The organism is Arthrobacter sp. fls2-241-R2A-172 (assembly GCF_030208885.1).
Lineage (GTDB): Bacteria > Actinomycetota > Actinomycetes > Actinomycetales > Micrococcaceae > Arthrobacter.
In genome coordinates this window covers 284,003-301,840 of record NZ_JARVTB010000002.1, presented here as the reverse complement: position 1 = coordinate 301,840, position 17,838 = coordinate 284,003, and the positions used below count along the sequence as shown (strand labels likewise).

The 17,838-nt window shown below is 64.0% G+C and carries 14 protein-coding genes; 5 read left to right on the top strand and 9 right to left on the bottom strand.

Annotated elements, in window-relative coordinates; all coding sequences use genetic code 11:
• The first annotated feature begins 26 nt into the window (after positions 1-26).
• On the top strand, positions 27-932 hold the full coding sequence (locus QRM57_RS04240; protein ID WP_211712391.1) for a PAC2 family protein: 906 nt from the start codon (positions 27-29) through the stop codon (positions 930-932).
• Positions 933-1,011: 79 nt separating this feature from the next.
• Here the strand turns inward: QRM57_RS04240 and mshC are convergent, their stop codons facing one another.
• Positions 1,012-2,289 (bottom strand): cysteine--1-D-myo-inosityl 2-amino-2-deoxy-alpha-D-glucopyranoside ligase, encoded by a 1,278-nt coding sequence (mshC, locus tag QRM57_RS04235; protein WP_284985698.1) that lies wholly within the window; start codon positions 2,287-2,289, stop codon positions 1,012-1,014.
• A gap of 15 nt (positions 2,290-2,304) precedes the next feature.
• A complete protein-coding gene (locus QRM57_RS04230) occupies positions 2,305-3,138 on the bottom strand; it encodes an undecaprenyl-diphosphate phosphatase (protein ID WP_235522015.1) in 834 nt (277 codons plus the stop codon).
• A 52-nt stretch (positions 3,139-3,190) separates the two neighbouring features.
• Between QRM57_RS04230 and QRM57_RS04225 the strand changes: the two genes are divergently transcribed.
• Entirely contained in the window at positions 3,191-4,123 is a 933-nt protein-coding gene (locus tag QRM57_RS04225) for an aldo/keto reductase (protein WP_284985697.1), read from the top strand.
• A 20-nt stretch (positions 4,124-4,143) separates the two neighbouring features.
• Here the strand turns inward: QRM57_RS04225 and rfbA are convergent, their stop codons facing one another.
• Positions 4,144-5,010, bottom strand: coding sequence for a glucose-1-phosphate thymidylyltransferase RfbA (rfbA, locus tag QRM57_RS04220; RefSeq protein WP_284985696.1), 867 nt, complete (start codon positions 5,008-5,010; stop codon positions 4,144-4,146).
• Positions 5,011-5,062: 52 nt separating this feature from the next.
• On the opposite strand from rfbA, the gene rfbB reads away from it, so the two are divergent.
• From rfbB to QRM57_RS04205, 3 genes are all read left to right on the top strand, one after another.
• The gene (gene rfbB, locus QRM57_RS04215) at positions 5,063-6,061 is read left to right on the top strand and encodes a dTDP-glucose 4,6-dehydratase (RefSeq protein WP_284985695.1); all 999 of its coding nucleotides are present in this window, start codon (positions 5,063-5,065) and stop codon (positions 6,059-6,061) included.
• Positions 6,061-7,482 carry a sugar nucleotide-binding protein gene (locus tag QRM57_RS04210; RefSeq protein WP_284985694.1) on the top strand — a complete coding sequence of 474 codons (1,422 nt, stop codon included), beginning with the start codon at positions 6,061-6,063 and terminating at the stop codon, positions 7,480-7,482. Before rfbB ends, QRM57_RS04210 begins: the two co-directional genes overlap by 1 nt.
• 178 nt (positions 7,483-7,660) lie before the next feature.
• Positions 7,661-10,342 (top strand): WecB/TagA/CpsF family glycosyltransferase, encoded by a 2,682-nt coding sequence (locus tag QRM57_RS04205; protein ID WP_284985693.1) that lies wholly within the window; start codon positions 7,661-7,663, stop codon positions 10,340-10,342.
• Here QRM57_RS04205 and QRM57_RS04200 read toward each other — a convergent pair whose 3' ends face one another.
• From QRM57_RS04200 to QRM57_RS04175, 6 genes are read right to left on the bottom strand one after another with little or no spacing between them, the layout of a single operon-like run.
• Complete coding sequence (locus QRM57_RS04200; RefSeq protein WP_284985692.1) at positions 10,343-11,686, bottom strand: hypothetical protein; 1,344 nt, start codon at positions 11,684-11,686, stop codon at positions 10,343-10,345.
• Positions 11,687-11,696: 10 nt separating this feature from the next.
• Entirely contained in the window at positions 11,697-12,551 is an 855-nt protein-coding gene (locus QRM57_RS04195; protein ID WP_284985691.1) for a chain-length determining protein, read from the bottom strand.
• The gene (locus QRM57_RS04190) at positions 12,539-13,999 is read right to left on the bottom strand and encodes an O-antigen ligase family protein (RefSeq protein WP_284985690.1); all 1,461 of its coding nucleotides are present in this window, start codon (positions 13,997-13,999) and stop codon (positions 12,539-12,541) included. Before QRM57_RS04190 ends, QRM57_RS04195 begins: the two co-directional genes overlap by 13 nt.
• Positions 13,996-15,267, bottom strand: coding sequence for a glycosyltransferase family protein (locus tag QRM57_RS04185; RefSeq protein WP_284985689.1), 1,272 nt, complete (start codon positions 15,265-15,267; stop codon positions 13,996-13,998). Before QRM57_RS04185 ends, QRM57_RS04190 begins: the two co-directional genes overlap by 4 nt.
• The gene (locus tag QRM57_RS04180) at positions 15,264-16,772 is read right to left on the bottom strand and encodes an oligosaccharide flippase family protein (RefSeq protein ID WP_284985688.1); all 1,509 of its coding nucleotides are present in this window, start codon (positions 16,770-16,772) and stop codon (positions 15,264-15,266) included. Before QRM57_RS04180 ends, QRM57_RS04185 begins: the two co-directional genes overlap by 4 nt.
• Positions 16,769-17,833 carry a glycosyltransferase family 2 protein gene (locus tag QRM57_RS04175; protein ID WP_284985848.1) on the bottom strand — a complete coding sequence of 355 codons (1,065 nt, stop codon included), beginning with the start codon at positions 17,831-17,833 and terminating at the stop codon, positions 16,769-16,771. Before QRM57_RS04175 ends, QRM57_RS04180 begins: the two co-directional genes overlap by 4 nt.
• Positions 17,834-17,838: the final 5 nt, after the last annotated feature.

Here is a 17,838-nt window from a genome sequence, read left to right as displayed (position 1 = left end):
GAGGGTCTTGGACGTAGGGTGAGTGGATGAACAGTGTGGACGGGACCCCCGAAGGACAGGACATCACCGCGGAGCCCGAGCGTTTCCTCAAGGAACCCGCGGAAGGCCAACGTGTCACCGTGATGCTCGCCGCGTTCGAAGGCTGGAACGACGCCGGAGAGGCAGCCAGCGACGCCCTGCACTACTTGAACAAGCTCTGGGACGGCAAGAAGGTTGCCACTGTGGACGCCGAGGAGTATTACGACTTCCAGTTCACCAGGCCCACTGTGCGCCGCACGTCGTCAGGTGCCCGGAAGGTCAAGTGGCCATCCACCAGGATCTACAAGGCGGCAGTTCCGGACAGCAATGTGGACGTGGTGTTCGTGTTGGGCACCGAGCCTTCCTACCGTTGGCGTGCATACACTACGGAATTGCTGGTCCACGCCGAGGCGCTCAAGGTGGACTCCGTCATTTTGGTGGGTGCCCTGCTGGCCGATGTGCCGCACAGCCGCCCCATTCCCGTGAGCACCAGCACTGAGGACAGTTCGCTGCGTGAGCGCCTCAACCTGGAGGCGTCCCAGTACGAGGGGCCGGTGGGGATCGTAGGCGTCCTGGCTGAATTTGCGATGCTTGCAGGGCTGCCGACGGTTTCACTGTGGGCCGCGGTGCCGCACTATGTGGCCCAGCCCCCCTCCCCCAAGGCTCAGCTCGCGATCCTGCACAAAGTGGAAGACCTGCTCCAGGTCCCGCTGGACAGCCAGGCACTTGCCGAAGAGTCCGAGGCGTGGGAACGCGGCGTTGACGAGCTCGCCACCGAGGACCCCGAGATCGCGGCGTACGTGCGGCAACTCGAGGAAGCCAAGGACACGGCCGACCTCCCGGAAGCTTCCGGCGAATCCATTGCCCGCGAGTTTGAGCGCTACCTCAAGCGCCGTGGCAAAGACCGTCCCTGACCGCTCCCACTATCGGTAAACGCCAACGGCCCCGACAGGAATGTCAGGGCCGTTGGCGTTTGAACATCAACAGGTCCGGTTACAGCTCCACGCCGAGCAAGGCGTTGACGGCATCCGAGATGACGGCCCTCTCCGTGGCCGAGCCTTCGGCGGCGGAGCGCAGTGCCTCTTGGGCCCACTGATCGACGGCGGCAAGGGCTGCGGGAGCGTTGAGGTCATCGGCCAGTCCAGCACGCATGGCCGCAAGCAAGGGGGCCGAGGAACCTGCCGGAGCATGGTTCAGGGCGGCCCGCCACTTCGCCAGGCGCTCCTTGGCCGCAGCGAAGCCTTCATTAGTCCACGACCAGTCCGAGCGGTAGTGGTTGGCGAGGATGGCCAGGCGAATGGCTGCGGGTTCCTCGCCTGCTGCGCGAAGTTTGGACACAAGGACCAGGTTTCCCTTGGACTTGCTCATCTTCTCGCCGTCCAGGCCCACCATGCCCGCGTGGGAGTAGTGCCGTGCCAGGGGAACTCCAGACAGCGAATAAGCATGGCCGGCTCCCATCTCATGATGCGGGAAGACCAGGTCCGAGCCGCCGCCTTGAACCGTGAAGGGTGCCGGAAGGTATTTCTGGGCGATCACCGTACATTCGATGTGCCAACCTGGGCGGCCGGAGCCAAGGCTTGCACCGGGCCAACTGGGTTCACCTTCGCGGGCCACACGCCAGAGCAGGGGGTCGAGCGCGTGGCGTTTGCCGGGCCGTGCCGGGTCGCCGCCGCGCTCCGCGAAGAGGGCGAGCATATCCTTTTCGCCGAGCCCCGACACATCGCCCAAAGTCCACGCATCCGTGGCATCCGAGCGTTTCCCGGCCATTTCGACGTCGTAATAGACATCACCGTCGGGTTCACCGTCGGTACCGGGAACCCTGTAGGCCACGCCGTCAGCTATGAGTTTCTCGATGGCCGGCACGATGTCCGGGATGGCTTCAACCGCGCCGATGTAGTGATCAGGTGCAAGGACGTTCAGCGCATCCATGTCGGTGTGGAACAGTTCGATCTGGCTCTGGGCCAGGTCTTGCCAGTCAACGCCCGTGGCATTGGCCCGCTCAAGCAGGGGGTCGTCGATGTCCGTGACGTTTTGCACGTAGGAGACCCGGATCCCTGCATCGCGCCAGGCGCGGTTCAGCAGATCGAAGGCAACGTAGCTTGAGGCGTGCCCCATGTGGGTGGCGTCGTAGGGCGTGATGCCGCAGACGTACATCGATTGCTCCGGTTGCCGCTCAACCTCCACGACACGGCCCAGGGCAGTGTCGAACAGGCGTAGTTGCGGCATGCTGCCGGGCAGCTCAGGAACAGGGCGGGAAGTCCACGATTTCACGACTCAACCTTAGTGCTAGGCACTGATGACACCGAAACCGAGCAGGACATACAAGGCCAGTCCGAGGAGGATGCGGTACCAAACGAAGAGGCGGTAGCTCCTGGTCGAGACGAATTTCAAGAACCACCCAATGATGACGTAGCCCACCACGAAGGCGATGACCGTGGCCAGGGCTGTCTCGGGAAGGCCGTACGGTCCGGTGAGGCCCTCGTGGGAAACCGTCTTGTAGAGCTGGTAAAGCCCGCTGCCGAACACGGCCGGAATGGCCAGCAGGAAGGAATACCGGGCTGCGGCTTCACGCGTGTAGCCCATGAGCAGGCCGGCAGTGATGGTGCCGCCGGACCGCGAAACTCCCGGAATCAGGGCCATTGCCTGAGCGAAGCCATAGAGGATGCCGTGCTTGTAGCTCAGCTGGGTGAGGTCCCGCTCCTGCCGCCCGGTGGCGTCGGCGACGGCCAGGATCATGCCGAAGACGATCAACATGGTGGCTACGATCCACATGCTGCGAAGTACCGATTCGATCTGGTCCTGGAACAGCAGGCCCAGGATGATGATCGGCAGGCTGCCCAGGATCACCAACCAGCCCATGCGGGCATCGGGATCGTTGCGCTCGACTTTGCCCCTCAAGGAGCCGAACCAGGCACGGACAATCCGGACGATGTCGCGCCAGAAGTACACAATGACGGCGGTTTCGGTTCCCAGCTGCGTGATCGCAGTGAAAGCGGCGCCCGGGTCGGCGGCGCCGGGAAGGAATGATCCGACGATCCTCAAGTGCGCGCTTGAGGAGATCGGGAGGAATTCGGTGAGGCCCTGCACGAGGCCCAGCAAGGCTGCTTCTATCCAGTTCACGTGAATAGACCCTACGTCATGAAGACTGGGAACTGCCCGTAAGCTAGCAGCTATGCAGCAGCGTTATGTCGGAAACAGCGGGTTTCGCGTGTCCTCCTTGTCCCTCGGAACCATGTCCTGGGCCCAGGAAACTGATGAGCAGGACGCTGCCGAGGTCCTTCACGCGTTCGTAGCTGCAGGCGGCACCGTCATAGACACTGCCGCGTCCTACGGGCAGGGGCGGGCTGAGGCCATGATCGGCTCCATGCTTGGTGACGTCGTGGCACGGTCCGAGGTGGTTTTGTCCACGAAGGCAGGCGTGTCGTCCACGGAGTCCAGGCGCAGCGTCAATGCTTCACGCGGCGCAATGCTTTCGGCACTTGACGCCAGCCTTGCCAGGCTCGGAACCGACTACGTCGACATCTGGTTCGCCCATGAGTGGGACCACAACGTGCCCTTGGAGGAGACCCTTTCCGCTTTGGAACTGGCGCAGCGGACCGGGCGTGCGCGTTACGTGGGCATCTCCAACTACAACGGTTGGCAGACGGCGAAGGCCGCGGCCATCGCCGGTTTCACCTTGGTGGCCAACCAGTCCGAATATTCCTTGGTCCAGCGCAAGGCGGAGGACGAGCTCATTCCCGCGGTGGAGGACGCCGGGCTGGGGATCATGGCGTGGGCGCCGCTGGGCCGGGGTGTCCTGAGCGGCAAATACCGCGGACAAATTCCCGCAGACTCCCGTGCCGCCCAAAGCCGCCTCGCGGCGTATGTTGAGCCGTACCTGGAGCCGCGGGCTTCCAGGGTGGTTGAAGCTGTGGCCATGGCCGCACGCGGCCTGGGCAGATCTTCCCTGGATGTTTCCCTGAGCTGGCTGCTGTCCCGGCCCGGCGTTGCCACGGCCGTCGTGGGCGCCAGGAACGCCGTCCAGCTCAAAGAGCTCCTGGACGCCGCGCTGACTGACCTGCCCGCAGAGATATCACGCGCCCTTGAGGACGTTTCGGCGTCGTAGCCAGGGCTGCCGCGGATTGCCTAATGGCGATCCAGAATATCCAGCAGGTAGCTTCCGTAACCGCTTTTGGCCAACTTCGCGGCCTGTTGACGCAGTCCGTCGTCGTTCAGGTAACCCATCCGCCAGGCCACTTCCTCCGGGGCTCCGATTTTCAGGCCCTGCCGGTTCTCGGTGGTGCGCACGTAGTTCGACGCGTCATTCAAGTCGCTGAAGGTTCCGGTATCCAACCAGGCGGTTCCCCGGGGGAATTTCTGCACATGCAGCTTTCCGAGCTCCATGTATTTGCGGTTGATGTCCGTGATTTCCAATTCGCCGCGGGGCGAGGGTCTTAGGTCTTTTGCCATGGCAACTACGTCGTTGTCGTAAAAGTAGAGGCCCGGAACTGCGTAATTGCTCTTGGGTTTGGCCGGCTTCTCTTCGATGGATACCGCCAGCCCTTCGTCGTCGAATTCCACCACGCCATAAGCGCTCGGGTCCTTGACCCAATACCCGAAGATGGCGCCGCCATCGACGTCGGCGTAGTGGCGGAACTGGTTGCCCATTCCGGGGCCGTTAAAGATGTTGTCTCCAAGGATCAGGGCCACTTTGCCGGCCCCGATATGTTCCTCCCCCAGGATGAACGCCTGGGCCAGGCCATCCGGCGTCGGCTGCCGGGCGTATGTCAGGTTGATCCCGAACTGGGAACCGTCGCCCAGAAGGTTCTCGAATTGCGGGCCGTCGGCAGGTGTGGTGATGATGAGGATGTCGCGGATGCCGGCAAGCATCAGAGTGCACAGCGGGTAGTAGATCATGGGTTTGTCGAAGACGGGAACCAACTGCTTGCTGATGGCGAGCGTAATTGGATGAAGCCGGGAACCTGTGCCACCGGCAAGAATAATTCCGCGCATCTACTGTCCTCTCCCGCTGCGCACCGCAGTATCCTGCGGTTACGCTATGGCCATGCAGAGAATCCTTGTCACCGGCGGGGCCGGATTCATCGGATGCAATTTTGTTCACTTCATCATGGAGCACACCCGCCTCCATGTCACTGTCCTGGACAAACTGACCTACGCCGGCACTATTGATTCGCTTTCGGGGCTGCCGTCCGGCCGCCTTGAATTTGTTAAAGGCGATATCTGTGATGCCGCCTTGGTGGACTCCCTGACCCCCACGGTTGATGCGGTGGTCCATTTTGCTGCAGAGTCGCACAACGACAACTCGTTGGAGGATCCACGTCCGTTCCTTGACACCAACCTGGGGGGGACTTTCACCCTCATCGAAGCGGCGAGGAAGCACGGCACCCGGTTCCATCACATCTCCACGGACGAGGTGTACGGGGACCTGGCCCTGGAGGATCCGGACAGGTTCACGGAAAGCTCCGCCTACCGCCCCACCAGCCCGTACTCCGCCACGAAGGCGGGTTCGGACCTGTTGGTCCGGGCGTGGGTCCGATCGTTCGGACTTCAGGCGACCATCAGTAATTGCTCCAACAACTACGGCCCGTACCAGCACGTGGAAAAGTTCATTCCGCGCCAGATCACCAACATCCTGGACGGCGTACGTCCCAGGCTGTACGGCCAGGGGCGCAACGTGCGGGACTGGATCCACGTGGCAGACCATTCCTCGGCGGTGCTGAGAATCCTCGAGGCCGGGCGGATCGGTGAAACCTACCTGATTGGTGCCGACGGCGAACGGTCCAACCGTGAGGTTGTGGAGATGTTGCTGGAGATTGCGGGTAAACCCCGTGACGCCTACGACCTCGTCCATGACCGCCCTGGCCATGACCTGCGCTACGCCATTGATTCCAGCAAGCTTCGCCGCGAACTTGGCTGGGTGCCGGGTTACCGGGATTTCGACGCCGGGTTATCGGACACCATGCAGTGGTACAGGGACAACGAGGACTGGTGGCGTCTCCAGAAGGCGGTAACGGAGTCCAAGTACGCAGGCCAAGGTCACTGATGGACGGGGCACACCGGCTGCAGTCCCTGGCCACGTCCATTCCGGGACTGACCCTGTTCCGTCTTCCGGTTCACGCCGATAGCCGCGGATGGTTCAAGGAGAACTGGCATCGTCGCAAGATGATGGATATCGGGCTCCCGGATTTCGGTCCAGTTCAGAACAACATCTCCTTCAACGCCGAACGCGGCACCACCCGCGGTATACACGCTGAGCCGTGGGACAAATTTGTCTCCTTGGCCGCAGGGCGGATCTTCGGTGCCTGGGTGGATCTGCGCGAAGGACCGACCTTCGGTGTGTTGTTCACGGCCGAACTGACTCCGGGTGACGCGATCTTCGTCCCGCGCGGCGTGGGCAACGCCTTCCAAACGCTTGAGGACCGCACCGTGTACTCCTATCTCGTCAACGATCATTGGAGCCCGGAAGCCCAGGAGGAGTACACCTTCCTGAACCTTGCGGACGAGCAGGTCGCCGTGCCCTGGCCTATTCCCGTGGAGCAGGCAACAGTGTCTCCGCAGGACAGGAAGCATCCGCGGCTGGCGGACGTCCGTCCGATGCAGAAAAAGCGCACTCTGGTAGTGGGGGCCGATGGCCAGTTGGGTTCGGCGCTCCGGAAGGCTTTTGCGGGCGACGCGACAGTTGATTTCGCTGGGCATCCCCAGTTCGACATCACCTCGGTGGAGTCGTTCGAGTCGGTCGATTGGCCCCATTACTCCACGGTCATCAACGCGGCAGCGTTTACAGCCGTGGACGCCGCAGAAACCACTGAAGGCCGGACCGCTGCCTGGCTGATCAACGCCGGTGCCGTGGCTGCCTTGGCGCGTACCGCCGTCGAGCATTCCCTGACGCTTGTCCATCTGTCCAGCGAGTACGTCTTTGACGGCTCGGCGGAGGTTCACAGCGAGGACGAGGCGCTGACTCCCCTGGGGGTGTACGGCCAAAGCAAGGCGGCAGGCGACCTGGCGGCGTCAACGGTGCCGCGGCACTACCTCGTGCGGACAAGCTGGGTGGTAGGCGACGGCCGTAACTTTGTCCGGACCATGGCCGCCCTGGCTGAACGCGGAGCGTCGCCGAACGTCGTGGATGACCAGTTTGGCAGGCTGACCTTCGCCGACGACCTCGCCGCCGGGATCAAGCATCTGCTGGATACGCAGGCTCCCTACGGGACTTACAACATCAGCAACAGCGGCTTGCCGGTTTCGTGGGCCCAGGTGGCCAGGGATGTGTATCGGCTGAGCGGAGTGGATCCCCTCAAGGTGACCGCTGTCAGCACCGCGGCCTACGCGGGGCCGGGCAGCGCCCCCAGACCACGGAACAGTGTGCTGGACCTGGCAAAAATCAAGGGTGCCGGGTTCTCTCCCCCGGACGCGTCGCAGCGCCTCGTTGAGTACCTCCTTGCGCGGGAAACCCTAGCGAAGGGGTGACATTCGTCCTAGAGTTGGCGTACGGCAGCCCGTCCGGGCGGGCCGGGAGACACCTTAAGTAAACAAACTGGCAGGCCGGCACCACGCTGGCCACGGCGACCCAGGGCTGTGCAGCGGCCCAGGATCGCCGGCCATGAGTTGTGCCTTGAGCTGGACCCCGAAGCCTGGAGAGCCAAGAATGTTGCTGCCGAAGATCGCCCCGCAGAGGACCGTCCTCCCCCACCGCGGTACCGCCGTCGATGCCCGCTCCCTCCTGCTCGGCGGCGCACCGGTAGAGCTGATGGGATTCGAGGACGCCCTGCGCGACATCGTTGATCGTGCCTCTGCGGATGGGTCCAAACCCCTGGGCGTCTGCTCGGCCAACCTCGATCACCTCCGGCACTTCGGTGCCGGCAGCCGTTGGGCGGGCATCTTGAACCCGCCCGTGCCGGTGGACTGGCTGACGCTGCTTGACGGGGCACCACTGGTGGCTCATGCCCGGAGGCTCACCCGTCGTGACTGGCCCCGATTGGCCGGCAGTGACCTCATAGGGCCGTTGCTTGACCAGGCTGAGCAGCGTGGGCTCCGCGTAGGTTTCCTGGGAGGCTCACCCGAAGCCCAGGCCCTCATCCGCGAGCGGTTCGCCGTCGAGCGTCCCAGGTTGGTGGTCGCAGGATGGTGGGCTCCCGAGCGTTCAGTCCTGAGCGACGTCGACGCGTCCTCCCGCCTGGCCGCCGACATAGCTGCCAGCCGAACGGACATCCTGGTGGTGGGCTTGGGCAAGCCGCGTCAGGAACTCTGGATCGCTGAATATGGGCCATTGACCGGGGCCAGGGTCCTCCTGGCTTTCGGGGCGGTTGTCGACTTCCTGTCCGGCCGGATCCGGCGGGCACCGGCATGGGTCAGCGCCCATGGCCTTGAGTGGGCGTGGCGACTGATGCTTGAGCCCACGAGGCTCGCCCACCGCTACCTTGTGGATGGGCCGGGGGCCTATCTCAAGCTGCGGATGCGCAGCGATGCCACGCCCCTTCCAGCTGCCGGCACAGTGCCGAATGCTGCTGCCGCCTTCGTCCCAGCCGACCCGGAGCATGAGCCCAGCCGTGCTCCGGGATCGTTTGTCCCGGTGGAGTCCAGAGCCGACGTTGCCGTAGTGGTGGTCACCTACAACAACGCCGACGACGTCGGACCCCTGCTTGCGGGGTTGCGGCAGGAAACCGCTGCGCAAAGCATCAAGGTGGTGGTGGCCGACAACTCCCCGGACGATCGCACCATGCTGGAACTGTCACGGCATCGGGATGTCGTGGCCGTGCCGACAGGTGGCAACCTCGGATACGCGGGCGGAATCAATGCCGCCATGCGCATCGCGGGGGCCGCGGATGCCTACCTCGTGCTCAACCCCGACTTGCGGGTCGAGGAAGGCGCGATCCTGGCCATGCGTCGCCGGATGGCCGAATCTGGGGCGGCAATGGTGGTGCCGGTCCTGCTGGACAACGATGGCACTGTCTATCCGTCGCTGCGACGGGAGCCCGGTGTTCTGCGAGCGCTGGGCGATGCGGTGTTCGGGAGCCGGGTGCAGGGCAGGCCTGGTTGGTTGTCGGAGATGGACTACGACCCGGAAAGCTACCGGCACGCACACCTGGTGGATTGGGCTACGGGTGCTGCGCTTTTGATCAGCGGCGACACCGCGCGGGCCGTGGGTGATTGGGATGAACAGTTCTTCCTCTACTCGGAGGAGACGGATTATTGCCGGCGTGTCCGGGAGTCCGGTGGTTCCATGTGGTTTGAGCCGTTGGCCCGGATGTGGCATGAACGAGGGGGTTCGGGTTCTTCGCCGCAGTTGACGGCGTTGATGGCGGTCAATCGTGTGCGTTACGCGTCGAAGTATTTGCCGCCGGCCCGTTTGGGGGCCTTTACGGCCGTCGTGCTTGCCGGGGAGCTTGTACGCATGGGTAAGCCGGGGCATCGTGAGGCTGCGTTTGCGGTGGGCAGCCGGAGACGGTGGGAAGGGCTACCGCACGCCACCAGGGCCACCACGGCAGCGTTGGGTGGTGGGCCGCCTCCGGCGGGTGCTGTGATCATTCCTGCACACAACGAAGCGGCGGTGATCGGCCGGACGCTTGAATCACTGGGTGGTGTCCTCGGTTGGGGCACGGTGGAGGTCATTGTTGCCTGTAATGGGTGCACGGACGAGACGGAGGATATCGCGTCGACGTTCCATGGGGTGCGTGTGCTTCACGTTGAGGCTGCTTCGAAGTCTGCGGCGTTGAATGCCGCCGACCAGGTTGCGGGCCTTTGGCCGAGGCTGTATCTGGACGCGGACATCGAGGTCAGCATGGAAGCAGTGGCGGAAGTTTTGCGGTCCCTTGCCGAGGGGCCGTTGCTTGCTGCCCGCCCGGCGTTCCGCTACGACACCAGTGGCGCTTCTTGGTTGGTGCGCTGTTATTACCGGGCCCGGGGCCGGGTGCCGGCCAATGCGCGGGGCCTGTGGGGTGCGGGGGCGTACGCCCTGAGCCGCGCGGGGCACGATCGTTTGGGCGAATTTCCTTCATTGACCGGGGACGACTATTACGTGGATCGTCTGTTCAGTGGTTCGGAGAAGGCAGTGGTGGCGACGGTACCTGTGGTGGTGCGGACGCCACGGACCGCGGCTTCCTTGCTGGCCGTTCTTCGGCGGACGTATCGCGGGAACGCGCAGCAGGATGAACGATTCGCGGGGCAGTCGGCCTCCCGTACCCTGCGTGAGCTGCTTTCGTCCGTGCGGGGGCCGCTGACTGCTGTTGACGCCGCCGTGTACGCCGCCTTCGCCGTCGCGGGCCGTCGTCGTCCGCTGGTGGGCCGTAGGCCCGCAACGGCCTGGGAGCGGGACGAGAGCAGCCGCTAGTCAGAAGCCGCAGTTCCCGCCCCCTTCGATGCGGTACAGGTGGACGGCGTTGCCGTCCTGGAAGGTATCGGCGAAGCGGCCGTCGAGGATGGGAATGGTCCGGTTTTCGTCGATCACGACGGCGGAGCTGCCGCCGCACTTGAGGGTGAAGGTCGCCTGACCGCCGGCTGGCTTGGTGGCACCGGCGAAGATGTAGGCCGTATGGTTGTACATTTTGGTGCTGAGGTCCACCGGGCCGGTTGCCGTGGTGGCGCCGTCCAGGAAGGGTGCGTTGAGGACAGGCGCGAGCTTAGTGATCTGTTGGTTCAGTGCCGTCACTGTTGGTCGGACTTGCGTGCCGCAGTCCCGCAGGACGTGCTGGGAAATGCAGTCACCCCCGAAGTTGTGGTTGAAGTAGATCACTCCCCTTGCGCCGTGGATCAGGCTGCTCCATACGGCAGCGCGGATCTGGGGGGCGGTGATGGTTGTGGCGTCGGCCGAATCCTTGAAGGGATGCCCGGCTTCCACGAAGGCCCAGATGGGGGTGGCCTTTCCGGCCGGTTGCAGCTTTCGGATCCGCTCTATGGTCCAGCCGTAGTTGGCTGCGAGCCGGCATTCGCCAGGGGTGAGGTCCCGTGTATAGCCCACGATGGCGCCCCCTTCGCCTTTGGCGCAGATGCTGGGGTCGGTAAACCAGTAAGTGTCGGCTGAGACGACGTCCTGGACGCCTTTGAAGAATTCGACGGATTCTTCATCTGAGAGCCAGAAGGCCACGCCTTTGCCGTAGTTGGCGTAGAGCATGGCACCTGTCGGGGCAACGGCGCGGCGTTCTTTCTGTACCGTGTACCCGCACTTGCTCTCTTCGGGAATGCAGAGTGGCCCCTCCCCGGGGTACTTTCCTGTCCAGGGAGTGCTGCCCGGTCCAGCCCACATGTCCACTTCATCACTGAGTGCGAAACCGGAGGCATAGGCAGAGTCGAAGGTGGGGATGGCGTACATGTTCGAGGCCCGCACCAGTTGGAGGTCGGAGTTGGCGGTCAGTTCGACATAGGTATTGAGGCCGGCTTGGGTGTCCAGCGCGATGTTGCCCTTGTCCAGGACACTCTCGAACCAGACGGCAAGGGGGAAATAGGCGGGATCAGCGGGGAGCCCGTTCCTGAATTGTCCGTAGTAGTCCGCGCCCCCGTCGACGGGTCGCAGCTCGACGCCCTCATAGGACGGTGGCGGGGTCGCTGTGGTCCCGGGCTGGCTGCTGGCCGGTGCAGGAGGGCCGATGAAGGGAGGGACTCCGCTGGCGGCCGCTACGGCAACGGCGACGCTGGCCAAAGCAGTGCCTGCCAGGACGCCGATTGTCCTTCGTTTCACGGACTACCTTTCAGGCCGACGTTTCCTTGACGGGCGTTTTCCCGTTGCTGCTGGTTTTCAAGGTCTTGGCCAAGGGGGCGTTGGCGGCGAAGAACTGATCAGCCTCAGCGGGATTCAGCACGTCCTGGATGGTCAGTTCGTCAAGGTTTCCGCCCACCGATAGGTCATCGTGGTCTTTCTCATGCCGGCGGCGTGCTTTCTTCCGCCGATCCCCGTCAGGGGCGGCTGAACGGATCCGCGACCTGGATGATTCCAAGCCCCGGGCAATAGACACGGCACCGAAGGTGAGGACCACCCCGGCAACCAGGACGACGATGAGTGACCTCAGCCGGCTGGAGAACTGTTCAGTGGCGTTGTCCGGTGCGGCGATCATCAGGGATGTGTACAGGTACCGTGCGTCGGCACCGTTGACAGTCTGGATCGCCAAAAGGTCGGACTCCAGCCGCGCTCCGAGCGCCTTGACCGTGGCGATTGCTTTGTCCTTGCTGCTCGAGACTGCCGAAATCTCGATCAGGAAAGATGCCGGTGGGCGCTGCACCGTGAAATCGGTGCTGAGTCCGTCCCGGAGCAGCGCGTCGCCGGTGGCGTCGTCACTCAAGCGTGTGCCCACTACCTGCGCGATCAGGGAAGAGTCCGCCGATCGGAGGTAGGGGTTGTCCGAGTTGAGGTTGCTGAGCTGAGGGTTCTTCTCCAGTTCTGCTGCGGTGGGGATCTTGGGGTTGACGATCGCGTAGGTTGCCTTGGCCTCGTAGGACCGTGGGGCCAAGGTGTAGACATAGAGTGCTGCCAGGGCCGTGACCAGCAGGACCGGCAACACGATGAGTTTGTGGTGCCATAACGTTCTGATGACTGCTACCGGGTCCATGTGTCTGCCTTTGCGTTCGGTGTTGACGGTTGGCTTGGAGGTCCCCCCAGGGGTGGCCCGCTGTTGTGGTGATCCGGTGCTTTGTTGTTCCGAAGCTCGATTTCGCGGCGGATCATGACCCAGGTCCCTCCTCCGAGCCCGACGATGAGGGGGTAGGACAGTGCGAAAACAGGAAACGCCATGGAGTCGAATGTCAGTGAGCAGCCTGCAGCCACCGCGCCGCCCGCAGCTATCGCGCCGGCAAGGCAGCGGAGCGGAGCGATCCGGGATGCCCGCGCTGCGATGAACGATGAAACGGCCGGCAAGGCCAAGTACGCCAAAGTACCGACGAAGCCCACCAGGCCCAGGGTGACCAGGGAGTTGAGGTACTGGTTGTCCAGGATGTAGAGGGCGTTGTCGGGCATGTAGTTCCCGGGTCCAAGCCCCAGGTATGGCAGCTCGCCGAACATCTCCGCGACGCGGGGATAGTTGTTTGTCCGCGTTGTCAGGGACGGGTCACTGTTTCCGGCGGTGAAGGATGACGTCAAAGTGCCCACGAGTCCGGGGATGGCGACAAACAGTGCAGCCATGGCTGCTGGGGCGGCTATCACCGCCCATCGGCGGGCCACCCGGGGCATGAAGGGGATAAAGACCGCAAGCCCGAGGAACAATCCGAGAACACCGGACCGTGACACGGTGGATGCGATGGCGACGACCAGCAGGGCTGTCCCCGTCCAGTGGAACCATTTATGGCCCGAGCGGTCATAGAGCCCGCGCCAAATGGATAACGGCAGCAACATGGCGCAGACGACGGCCAGCTCAATCGAGTGGAAGGTGCTGCCGGCAACGCGTGTCATGAATCCGCGCACCTGGAAGGCCGTGTTGCCGCCGTTGTCCGTGAACCCCACCATTGCTTCCTGAATCCACACCATGGGGTTGACGCGGAAAAGGAACTGGATCAGCGCAACGATGCAGCAGAAGAACGCGCCGGCAAGGATGGCTCTCACCAGTGACATGGCGTTGTCGAGGGTGCGCACAGCCTCGCTGGTCACCAGGGCTATTCCGCCGCAGGCAAGAATAAGGATCAGCCAGCGGTCGGCCGCGGCCTGCGCCGACACGTTGGTGTTACCCGTAAAGCCCGAAAACAAGGCCGCGTAGGAGGCGCATGAACCCACCCACAGCAGTCCGAGGCCCAGACGGCCTGGATTACTGGATTTCAGCGGATTGTGCAGTCCAAAAAGCGCCGACGACAGCCAGACCGCCAGTAGCAGGACAGCCAGGATGATCGGAACCGTGCCTGCAGCACCGATGGGCTTGATGACCATGTTGGACGGGAAGAAAAAGATGCCGAAAACGGCGAATTTCAGCAACAGTCCCACGTGGCCACCCTTGCCGGTGAACTCCGACAGCTCGCTGGGCTGCACCTCGCGTGGGGCCGGGAAGATGAGGGTCCTCCGAAAGGACTTCATGGCCTGGCTCCCCGCAAAGAGCTGCCCGGAACGTCAAAGGGTTGGCCCGCGCACCATGATTCGATCAGCTGCGCGAACGTCTGGCGGGAGTCGGCCCAGTCCAGCCGTTTCCTGCCCGCGATGGCTGCTGCGCGTGCCTCTACGCCCGGGGTGCCGACCACATCTGCGAGCGCCATGGCCAGGCCAGCGGGTGTTGCCGGGGCCCAGACGGCGTCAGGGTCCGTCAGCAGCCCCGACGCGAAGGCCGCTTCGTTGAGCACCGGAACGCATCCTGCCGAGAGCAATTCGTCGGGAACCAGGGAGATGTTGGTGAACGAAATGGCCAGGCCCGCGATTGTTTGGTTGTACAGGACGTTCAAGTCTGTGGGGCTGAGGTTGCCGTGGTTGGTCACAGGTATCGGCCAACCCGTGACAGTGTCCCCGTAAATGTGGATTTCCTGTTCGGGCCGGAGGGAGTGGAACCGTTCCAACGTGAGTTTGGCCAGGAGGTAGCCGCGCCTGTCCACCTTTTTCTTGGCGTAGTAGACAACGCCCGTTCGGGTGGCGGCTGGGGCTGGACTGAGCAGCCGGTACGTTGCGGTGTCGGTGCCATAAGGAATGACGGCCTGGGCGGGCTGGCCAAGTTCGTTGCGCATCACGTCGGAGATCATCGGGCCGAGGGCGATGGTGGTCAGTCCCAGCCGGTAGCTCTCTTCGGCCAGGGCGTAGAGGAATCCGCGGGGGTAGAAGTATGGCTCGTAGTCCTGGATGAAATAGAAGAGGCGGACGCCGGCCGGGGCCCTGCGCGCGGCAACATGTGCCGTGGGCCATGAGCTGGCCACTATGGCGTCCACCCCTTCCATCCCTTGTGTGGCGCTGCGAACCCCGGCACGCAGCGCCGGCCAGTGGCTGTGGATGGTGTCTTCGTGACGGCGTACCTCGTCATCATTGGTGTCGTAGAGGAACAGGGTGCAGTGGTGGCCGCGTTGTTCCATTTCTTCGACCATCCGGAAGAACGTGGTGTGCCCCCCTGAGCCCGGTGCCGGGGGCGTACAAATCCAGCCGACGTTGAGGGAGCCAGCCGTCTTCGGTTCAGGGGAATTCCGGAGGCTGGAACGGGAGTCCATGATGTCCTCTTCCCGCAAGGGAAGGGTCGGTTCGGTGAGGTTCCACCTGTCGGTGGCGACGGTTGCTGCTTTCGCCGCCACTGTTCTGGCCAGTGCCCGCCAGCCGTCCCTGCGCAGACGGTCGGCAGCAAGCCGGGTTGTTGCCGGAAGCCGTGTTGTCATGGCCGTGCCGCCTCTCCGGGAGGGGCGGAGCCGGCCGGATCGAAGGCGGCGGCCCTGGGCCTCAGTAACGCTCGAATGTCCGCGAACAGGAGTTTGCCTTGGCGGAAAGTCAGGAGGGCATACAGTGCCGTACCGAGAACGGTCCCGACGGCGAGCGCTGCTGCCGGGTTTTCCATCCCCCGGGTGGCCAGCCATGCGGCGAGCCCGGCCACCGTTGCGCCCAGCAGCGGAACGGTACTGCCGCGCAGGAGCTGCCATGCTGAAACGTGCAGTACCGTCGTCAGGGACTTTACGTACAGCGGAATAACCACCAGGCAGGCCACTGTCGCGTGGGCTACCCCCGCACCCGCTATCCCCCACCACGCGATGCCGAAGAAGAGCGCAGGCGTGAGGGTGAGGAGCCAGGCAACCTGCACCCAGAACAGCCAACCGGTCCGGCCTGCCCCGACGCTCAGGTCAGCGAAGAGTTCCGCCAGGATCCTTGTGGCGCCGAAGACCCCCAGTGTTGCCAGTGCGACGCTCGCCGGCGCCCATGGCCCACCGTAGGCGGTCACGATCAACGGGTGTGCCAGCGCTACGACCATGGCCGAGATCGGAAAGGCGCAATAGGACACCCCGCTCACAAACTTCGCTGCAAGCGGGCCCAAGGTGCCTTCAGCGAAAAGCCTGCCGAAAGTTGGCACCGCCGTAGCCCGGATCACGGAAGTGATCACCGAACTTGGCAGCCCTGCGAGGTTGAACGCGAGCAGGTACAGGCCCAACGCCGTCGGATCCAGCATCCGACCCACCAGCAAATAGTCCACATTCAGGGTGACAAACACCACCAAATTGGCCATCGCGAGCGGCATGCCCAAGGTCAAAATCCCGGCAGCCACCTGGGGGTCGAAACCCGGTCCATACCTTTTCGGCGTAATGATCCAGTACCCGGCCATCGCAACCAGTTGCCCGCCCACCCTGGACCAGGCGAGCGCCATGGCACCCCAGCCGTCCAGCGCCATCGGAACCACCAGGACCAGCACTGTCACCAGGCTGCAAAGATCGACGACGACACGCGGCTTCTGCAGGAACTCCCGCCACACCATGGTGGAAGGCACGGCACCAAGGCCCTGCAGGAGGATGGTGATCGAGAGTACCTGGATGACCGGTGTCGCGGCGGGGTCGTCAAAGGCCGCTGCCAGGGCCGGGGCAAGGATCACCGCAGCGGCCGTCATGATCCCGCTGGTCAGGAGGGCAATGGAGAACACCGTTGGAGCGATCCTGTCAGGATCGCCCTCTCCCCTGGCCAGTGCCGCCGTCGCGCCGAGTTCAGCCATGTTCGTCGCGATCGTCTGTACCACGATGGCGACTGCGAGTGCCCCAAAGTGTTCAGGTGCCAGCAGCCGGGCCACGATGATGGTGGTCGCGAACTGGACGACCCTGCCCAGGGCCATGTTGACCCCGCCCCAGAGCGTCGCGCTCGCAGCCCGGTGACCCAGGAGGCGGTCCTGCCCGCCGGCGGTGGTCATGAGATGCCCGTCATGGCCCAGAAACGCCAACGGGCCCTGTCCAACTGGGTATGGACGAATTGTGCAGCGACCCGACCCGTGCCTGGTCCCCTGCCCTGCGAGAGGCGGGAAATCCGGGCTTGGAGGACATTGGCCCGGTGGACGTTGCCTGGAACATCCTGGAGGCGCTCAATGAACTTTCGCAGCTCAATGGCCGCTTCCACCGACCCACCCCGGGCGGTCTCCTTCGAACCAAGCCGCACAGCTTCCTTGCTCAAGGCCCGCTTCGCCCGCTCCAACTGCCTGAACCGCTTGTCCGTAGGGCACGGAAACCGGGGGTCCTCCAGGACACGGAAAGCATCCAACCGATGCTGAAGGTCCACCGCAGCGGCAGCGAACTGTGTTTGGTGCATGTTCGCCCCGTGAACACGGTAGAAAGCCTGGACGGGCCCGTTGATCCGTCCCACGTCCCAGGAAGCAGCAGCCCGCAACCAGTACTCCAGGTCCCCGGAGTGCGGCAGGGTGGAACTGTAGGCCCCAATGCTAAGGACAGCCTCCGTCCGCATCACTACCTCTGGTGACAGGATGAAATTCCTGCCACGGGCGCACGCCAACGCAATCCAGCTCCTGCCACCCCACACGGTCCATGTACAGCGTTCGTGCTGGGCCACGGCAGGTGGCTGATCCGTGAAGTCCTTCGGCAAGCCGTACACCATGCCCACCCGCGGGTTGGCCTCCATGAGGGCAGCTGCCCGGGCCAGGGCGCCCGGCGCGAGCAGGTCGTCTGCGGAGAGCAGGGTCACATAGCGGCCCCCGGCCCGGGCAAGACCGTCGTTGTAGGTGGCGATATGCCCTTGGTTGGTGGCGTGATGCACCACGCTGATGCGAGGATCCGAGGAAGCCAGCCGCCAAGCCACCGCGGCACTGCCGTCCGTAGACGCATCGTCCACCACAATGACCTCGACGTCCACGCCCTCCTGGGCCAGTGCACTCCCCACGGCCTGGGGCAGGTAGTGGCCGTAGTTGTAGCAGGGAACCACCACACTCACAGTGGGCGGGGCCGAGGCCGGGACTGGACGCATCACCC